Origin of the sequence: Sphingopyxis sp. (assembly GCF_035250425.1) — a bacterium.
Classification (GTDB): domain Bacteria; phylum Pseudomonadota; class Alphaproteobacteria; order Sphingomonadales; family Sphingomonadaceae; genus Sphingopyxis.
The window spans coordinates 1-6,169 of the sequence record NZ_DATFFD010000221.1 but is presented as its reverse complement, the minus strand read 5'-3'; the positions used below and the strand labels follow the sequence as shown (position 1 = coordinate 6,169).

Genomic DNA, 6,169 nt, shown 5'->3' with positions numbered 1-6,169 from the left:
ATCATGCTTGCCCGCGCGGCCAAGCGCCGCATGGACCTCGGGCAGGCGATAGCAGGGCACGCCCATGAACAGGTGGTGCTCGGCGTGATAATTCACCCAATATGGAGCAACCGTCGCACGCGCCAGCCAGCTTGCATGGGTGGTCCGCGCATGGGTGAAGGGATCGTCGCTGCCCGTCGTCGTGCAAGCATGTTCGGCGATGTTGCGGATACGCAGATACAGCTGGAAGGTCGTCGCGAGCCCGGCGAGCCAGAGCAGATAGGGCGTCCAGCCGTAGAGCGCGAGCGACGCCGCGAGCAGCGCCGCCTGCACGACCAGGAAACGTCCGACGGCGCGCGCCACTGCCATCGCGCCCGCGACGTCGACCGTCGGTGACGTCATGCCGTCGTCGGATTGCTTGTTGAACGGCGTCCCGGCCTTGGTGCTCGCGCGACCTTCGGCCTTTTCGCCGCGCAGCATCGCTTTCAGGCCGACGAAGGCGAAGCCGAATTGTGCGGCGCGCTGCTTGAAGAAGGTTTGGCCCGTCATGTCGCGCAGCACCTTGCGCCACAGGCTGGCGCGCGTGGTGGGGAAGGGTTTCGACAGCGACAGGTCGGGGTCTTCGGGCTGCTGGGTGAATTTATGATGCTGGAGATGATAGGTGCGATAGGCGATCAGGTCCGATCCCACCGCAGCGCCCGTCAGCCATTGGCCTAGGAAGTTGTTGATTTTGCGGTTCGGATGCAGCGCACCATGTGCCGCGTCGTGCATGAGGATCGCGAGCCCGAGTTGACGCCCGCCGACGAAGACAATCGCGAGCAGCCATGCGACGGGGTTCTGAGACCAGGCGGCGAGGCCGACGAGCGCAATGCTGATGATCCATGCGTGCGCGACGAGCCAGATGCCGCGCCACGACGACGCGCGGGTGATCGCCGACCATTCGGCGCGGTCGAAAAAGCGGTCGGGCGGAAACAGGCGAACGGCAGGCATGGCTCGACCATAACAAGTTGCGAACCGAAACTAAACCCCTTCCGTTTTGGCACAGTAACGGGGGAAATGGATGCCATTTGGTAAGGATTTGGAAACCCCTTCCGGCCACTGGTTTCCTTGACCAGACGAGCGGGGAATAACGGGAAATTGAGGGTTCGGCGTAACATCATCCAGCCGGAGGGAAGCGATTTGCCATCGGGCGAATCGCTGTTCGATTCACCGGAATTCGTGACGCACCTGATGCGCGTGGCGAAGCTGTGGCATTATGTGCTGATTGGCCGCACCCTTGCATTCCTGACCTTCGCTTTCGTGCCGGGTCTTGCCGGCTTCCTCGATCATCCTTCGCACTGGCTGGTCATAGCCACGGGGCTGGTATGCGATGTCGCGCTGACGGTGATCGGGCAGGCGATGCGCAAACCGCGCCCGATCGCGCACAGCCGGGTGCGGCTGATGGCGATGCTGTGCATGGGGCTGATCGTGCTTGGCACCTTGCTCAACGCGGCCGCGACGTTCGATGCGATCGCGGTCCCCGACGGCAGCCGCCATTTCGATGCTTTTGCTGCCATCCACATCGGCTCGCTCCTGGTCGCGGCGTCGGCGGTCGCGGTGGTCCGTCCCGCCTTTTTCGCCTTTGCGGGTGCAACGGCGCTGGGCGGGGCGATCGGCGTCGCCTCCTGGCCGTTCGCGGTCGCCGGATTCGTCTTTCTTGGCTTGCTGATCGTGATGATGCGCGAGGATGTCCGGCACCAGCGCCGCGCGACGCGCGCCGCGCGACTGAGCGTCAGCGACCAGCAGCGCGCGCTGAACCTGATGCGCGATTTCGAGCGCGCGGGGCGCGGCTGGTTCTGGGAAACCGACCGCTATGGCCAGCTCGTCTATATCTCGCCGACCGTCGCGGCGCGGCTCGACCGGCCGCTCGCCGACCTGCTCGGCCATCCGTTTACCGACATCATCCGCAAGCGGATCGGCAACGACGAAAGCGAAGAGCGGACGCTGGGGTTCAGCCTGTCGTCGCGCACCCCGTTCAAGGAACTGACGGTGCAGGCGGCGGTGCCGGGCGAGGAACGCTGGTGGTCGATTTCGGGCCAGCCGATCAGCAACGAGCTCGGCAATTTCCAGGGTTTTCGCGGCAGCGGCACCGACCTGACCGACAAAAAACGGTCCGAGCGCGAGATCAACCAGCTCGCGCGCTACGACACGCTCACGGGCCTCGCGAACCGGCGCCACATCACCGACCTGCTCGAACGCGCGCTGAAGAGCCATAGCGGCCAGCCGCAACCCTGCGCGCTGTTGCTGATGGATCTCGACCGGTTCAAGGCGGTCAACGACACGCTGGGGCATCCGGTGGGCGACCAGTTGCTGCAACAGGTCGCGGGGCGGCTGACGCAGATTGTTGGCGACAAGGGACAGGTCGGGCGATTGGGCGGCGACGAGTTCCAGATCGTCGTGCCGCAGATGAGCCAGCCCGAAAAGCTCGCGGGCATCGCCAATGCGATCATCCTGAGCCTTGCCAAGCCCTTTGCGATCGAAGGCGAGCAGGTGCGGATTGGATCATCGATCGGGATCGCGGTGTCGGACGGGCAGGGGGTGAGCGCGTCGGCGCTCGTCCGCAACGCCGACCTTGCACTCTATGCCGCGAAGGATGCGGGGCGCGGCGTCTATCGTTTCTATGCCGACGCGATGCACAATCAGGCGAGCGAGCGCAAGGCGATCGAGGATGCGCTGCGCGATGCGCTGGCGAAGGATGAACTCAGGCTGCTTTACCAGCCGATCGTCGACGTCGAGAGCGAGCGGATCACCGGGTTCGAGGCGCTGATCCGCTGGCACCATGCGACCGATGGCCTGATCAGCCCGTCGAAGTTCATTCCGATCGCCGAGGAGTCGAACCTGATCGTGCCGATCGGCGAATGGATCATTCGCACCGCCTGTGCGACCATCGCGCATCTCGGCCCCGGCTACCGCGTCGCGGTCAATGTCTCGCCGCGGCAGTTCGCCAATGAAAAGCTGCCCGCGACGATCATGAGCGCGGTGTCGGCGGCGGGCATCCGTCCCGAGCAGCTCGAGCTCGAGATCACCGAAGGGGTCTTCCTCGACGAGAGTACCGAGAATCTTGCCATGTTCCAAAAGCTCAAGCGCACCGGCGTGCGGCTGGCGCTCGACGATTTCGGCACCGGCTATTCGGCGCTCGGCTATCTGAAGAAGGCGCCGTTCGACAAGATCAAGATCGATCAGAGCTTCGTCCTCGGCGCCGCCGATCCCAGCAGCATGAATGCCGCGATCATCTCGTCGATCGTTGGGCTGGCCACTGCGCTCGACATGGAAACGACCGCCGAAGGGGTCGAGACGCACGACGACCTCGGGCTGATCCGCGGGCTCGGGTGCAGCCATGTCCAGGGCTATATCTATGGGCGTCCGATGGACCTGGTCGAGGTTCTGGCCCTGCTTCGCGACGGTGGCGGACGCGCCGAGGCGAAGGGATATAAGAGCGCGCGCGAGCCGCGGCTCACGACCTTCCGCACGATCCAGGTCGGCAGCGGCGGGCATCGATATGAGGGGATCGTCCGCAATATATCGTCACGCGGGGCGCTGATCGAGGGGCTATGGAATGTGCCGCCCGGGACGGTGCTGACGCTCGAATTCGGCGCCGACCAGGTCTTCGATGCCGAGGCGCGCTGGTCGGCGGGCAACCGCGTCGGTGTGAAATTTGCCGAAGCGGTCGAGATCGACGGGCTGACCGGTCCGAAGACGGTCACGCCGGCGCGGGGACGGGTTCGCCGCGCCGCGTGACGACCGCGATCAATCGGCGATCCGGCCGCGTGCCATCACCCAATCGACCTTTTCGAGCACGGTGACGTCGGTCAGCGGATCGCCGGTGACCGCGATCATGTCGGCCGACATGCCCGGCGCAATGCGGCCGATCTCGTTTTCGAGCGACAGGAGCTGTGCCGCGACCGTCGTCGCGCTCGCCAGCGCCTCGCGCGGGGTCAGGCCATATTTGACGAGCAGCGCGAATTCCTGCCCGTTGCGGCCATGTTCAAAGACGCCGGCGTCGGTGCCGAAGGCGACCGGGACGCCGAGCGCCTTGGCGCGCGTCACCGCCTTGCCGACGTCGTTCAGCGTCATGCGTACCTTGTTCTCGACCGTCGGGGTATAAATGCCCTTGCCGAGCCGTTCGCGGATGCCCTCGAACGCCATTAGCGTCGGGACGAGATAAGTGCCCTTCGCCTTCATGACCTTCAGCGTCGCATCGTCGGCGAAGGTGCCATGCTCGATGCTGTCGATGCCCGCCGCGGCCGAGGCAGTGATCCCGCCCGCGCCGTGCGCATGCGCCATCACCTTCAGCCCCAGCGAATGCGCGGTGTCGGCGATGCTCTGCAATTCGGGGCTGGTGAAATGGCCCTCGAGCCCGCGCCCCTGCTGCGACAGCACGCCGCCGGTCGCGGTGATCTTGATGACGTCGGCGCCCGCGCGCGACGCCTTGCGTACCTTTTCGGCGCATTCGAGCGGGCCGGTGCAGGTATAGCCCTCATCGAGCACGTCATGGACGTCTTCGCGGAAACCCGTGACGTCGCCATGCCCGCCGATGATCGACAGCGCGGGACCCGCCGCGACGATGCGCGGCCCTTCGATAAAGCCGTTCGCGGTGCCGCGGCGGAGCGAATAGGCGGTATATTGCGCCGAGCCGGCTTCGCGTACGGTGGTGAAGCCCGCGCGGAGCGTGATTGCGGCATTTTTCGCGCCGACGACGACGCCCCATTCGTCGGGGTCGACCGTCGCGGCGCGATAATCCTCACCCGGATCGCCGGTCAGGTGGACGTGGAGGTCGACGAGGCCGGGTAGCAAAGTCTTGTCGCCGAGGTCGACGATTTCGGCACCGGCAGGGGCTTCGGCGCGTCCGGTGACGATCGACGTGATGCGGTCGTCGGTAATGGTGACGGTCGAGGGGCCTTGCGCGGGCTTGCTGGCGTCGGTGATGACACGTCCCGCATAGACGATGGTGGTTTTCGCGTACGCCGTCGAACCCAGCAGCGCGAGCGTCGCTGCCGCGACCATTCCCAATTTACGCATGAAGTCTCCCCTGTCTGATCGCGCCACCGTGGCGCGCCGGGCGGGGGAGGGCAAGCGCATAAAAAGAGGGGCCGGCTGGGCCGGCCCCTCAGTTTGTCATCTGATAACCGAAAGGAATATTACCAGAAGAAATCGTAGATCACGTCGACCACTTCGCCCGAATAGGTATCGACCAGAAGCGCGTCGTCATAATAGCGGATCCAGCGATAGCCTCCATAAGCGGGCGGCAGGCGGTAATAGCCCGGATCGTTGATCCAGTAGCGCTGGCTGTAGAACAGCGAATTCAGCGAGAGACCGATGCTGAACCGCGTGTAGCCATAACCGCGATACGGGTTGTAATAGCGCGGCATGCGGTAATAGCTGCGGTTCCGGTCGCGATAGCTGCGCCAGTCGTAGCGGCGGTCATTACGCCAGTCGCGGTTCCACCGGTTGTGGCGGTCGCCCCGGTCCCAGCGATCGTTGCGGCCGTCGCGATAGCGCCGGTCGACATAGCCGTTGCGGTTATTGTCCCAGCGGCGGTCGACGCGGTTGTTGTCGTTGCGGTCCCAGCGGCGATCGAGGTCGCCATTGCGGTTGCGGTCATAGCGGCGATCGACCTGACCGTTGCGGTTGCGGTCCCACTGGCGATCGACGCGGCCGTCGCGATTGCGATCCCACTGACGATCGGTGCGGCCGTCCCGGTTGCGGTCATAGGTGCCGCGCTGGCGATCGACCTGCTGCGCCTGGCGCCGCTGCTCGCGCTGCTGTTGCCATTGCTGCTGGCGCATTTCGCTGCGCTGCTGGCGTTCCACGCGCGGCTGCTCGCTCTGCTGGCGCTCAGGCCGGGCCTGACCGCCCCAATTGCCGCCGCGGCGCGCTTCAGGGCCGCGCGGTCCACGATCGCCGCGATCCCCGCGGTCACCGCGCTGCGCGATCTGCACCCGTTCGCCCGGTGCCTGTGCGGCCGCCGGGGCAATTGGGGTCAGGATCGTTGCAGCGATCAGCAACCCTCCGAACATCTTCTTCATCTCGCTATTCTCCAACTCATGTCCCGTGTGCTGGAGACGCCAGCCGGGATGATGAGGTGATTCTTACTCTCCGCAAGATGATCGATGGCTGACCGCGTTGTTGCCTGCGGTTCAGCTAGATGAAC

The 6,169-nt window shown here is 65.2% G+C and carries 4 protein-coding genes; 1 reads left to right on the top strand and 3 read right to left on the bottom strand.

All coding sequences use genetic code 11. The features are described 5' to 3' along the window. A partial coding sequence (locus VJ811_RS13230) for a fatty acid desaturase family protein (protein WP_324073065.1) occupies window positions 1-969 on the bottom strand: 969 nt, incomplete at its 3' end. Window positions 970-1,197: 228 nt separating this feature from the next. Between VJ811_RS13230 and VJ811_RS13225 the strand changes: the two genes are divergently transcribed. Further along, window positions 1,198-3,756 carry an EAL domain-containing protein gene (locus VJ811_RS13225; RefSeq protein WP_324073063.1) on the top strand — a complete coding sequence of 853 codons (2,559 nt, stop codon included), beginning with the start codon at window positions 1,198-1,200 and terminating at the stop codon, window positions 3,754-3,756. A gap of 9 nt (window positions 3,757-3,765) precedes the next feature. Here the strand turns inward: VJ811_RS13225 and VJ811_RS13220 are convergent, their stop codons facing one another. Next, window positions 3,766-5,037, bottom strand: a complete 1,272-nt coding sequence (locus VJ811_RS13220; protein ID WP_324073062.1) for an amidohydrolase family protein — start codon at window positions 5,035-5,037, stop codon at window positions 3,766-3,768. 119 nt (window positions 5,038-5,156) lie between these two features. After that, on the bottom strand, window positions 5,157-6,044 hold the full coding sequence (locus tag VJ811_RS13215) for an RcnB family protein (protein WP_324073060.1): 888 nt from the start codon (window positions 6,042-6,044) through the stop codon (window positions 5,157-5,159). Between the last annotated feature and the right edge of the window lie 125 nt (window positions 6,045-6,169).

Coding starts and splice junctions, on each gene's coding strand:
- VJ811_RS13220 (WP_324073062.1), bottom strand. CDS start 5,037: ATGCGTAAATTGGGAATGGTCGCGGCAGCGACGCTCGCGCTGCTGGGT.
- VJ811_RS13215 (WP_324073060.1), bottom strand. CDS start 6,044: ATGAAGAAGATGTTCGGAGGGTTGCTGATCGCTGCAACGATCCTGACC.